The following is a 1,519-nucleotide window of genomic DNA, read 5'->3' on the forward strand; positions in this document are numbered from 1 at the left end:
GACTGGGATCTTGGTGGGTAGTAGTTGAGCGATGGGGTGACGCAGGAAGGTAGTCGAGCCCAGGCGGTGGTAGTCCTGGGGTAAGCGTGTAGGCCGGCACATAGGTAAATCCGTGTGCCATGAAGGCTGAGACGTGATGCCGAGCCGTATCAGGTGAAGTCGATGATCCTATGCTGCCGAGAAAAGCCTCTAGCGAGCTGTGCGCGGCCCGTACCCCAAACCGACACAGGTGGTCAGGTAGAGAATACCGAGGCGATCGGGCGAACTGTGGTTAAGGAACTCGGCAAATTGCCCCCGTAACTTAGGGAGAAGGGGGGCCTCGTCTGGTGAAGGCCTTCGCGGCTGGAGCTGGGTGGGGTCGCAGAGAGCAGGGGGAAGCGACTGTTTACTAAAAACACAGGTCCATGCGAAGTCGTAAGACGCTGTATATGGACTGACGCCTGCCCGGTGCTGGAACGTTAAGGGGACCTGTTAGCCGCGAGGCGAAGCGGAGAACTTAAGCGCCAGTAAACGGCGGTGGTAACTATAACCATCCTAAGGTAGCGAAATTCCTTGTCGGGTAAGTTCCGACCTGCACGAATGGCGTAACGACTTCCCCACTGTCTCAACCACAGGCCCGGCGAAATTGCACTACGAGTAAAGATGCTCGTTACGCGCGGCAGGACGGAAAGACCCCGGGACCTTCACTATAGCTTGACATTGGTATCCGGTTTAACTTGTGTAGGATAGGTGGGAGGCTGTGAAGCTGTGACGCCAGTCATGGTGGAGCCAATCTTGAAATACCACTCTGGTTGATCTGGGTATCTAACTTCGGACCGTGATCCGGTTCAGGGACAGTGTCTGGTGGGTAGTTTAACTGGGGCGGTTGCCTCCTAAAGGGTAACGGAGGCGCCCAAAGGTTCCCTCAGCCTGGTTGGCAATCAGGTGTTGAGTGTAAGTGCACAAGGGAGCTTGACTGTGAGACTGACAGGTCGAGCAGGGACGAAAGTCGGGACTAGTGATCCGGCACTGGCATGTGGAAGCGGTGTCGCTCAACGGATAAAAGGTACCCCGGGGATAACAGGCTGATCTTCCCCAAGAGTCCATATCGACGGGATGGTTTGGCACCTCGATGTCGGCTCGTCGCATCCTGGGGCTGGAGGTGGTCCCAAGGGTTGGGCTGTTCGCCCATTAAAGCGGTACGCGAGCTGGGTTTAGAACGTCGTGAGACAGTTCGGTCCCTATCCGCCGTGCGCGTAGGATACTTGAGAAGGGCTGTCCCTAGTACGAGAGGACCGGGACGGACGAACCTCTGGTGTGCCAGTTGTACCGCCAGGTGCATGGCTGGTTGGCTACGTTCGGAAGGGATAACCGCTGAAAGCATCTAAGCGGGAAGCTCGCTTCAAGATGAGGTATCCCACCACGAGAGTGGGTAAGGCCCCCGGCTAGACCACCGGGTTGATAGGCCAGAGATGTAAGCACAGTAATGTGTTCAGTCGACTGGTACTAATAGGCCGAGGACTTACCTAAACAACACAGC

Annotated in this window: 1 rRNA gene (running past one end of the window); it reads left to right on the forward strand. The window is 56.4% G+C overall.

The annotated features are described in order from the left end of the window. Positions 1-1,509: ribosomal RNA gene (locus HAV39_RS41890) — 23S ribosomal RNA — on the forward strand; it begins 1,657 nt to the left of the window's first position. Positions 1,510-1,519 lie beyond the last annotated feature (10 nt).

The sequence above is a fragment of the Catellatospora chokoriensis genome (genome assembly GCF_011297315.1).
Lineage (GTDB): Bacteria > Actinomycetota > Actinomycetes > Mycobacteriales > Micromonosporaceae > Catellatospora > Catellatospora citrea.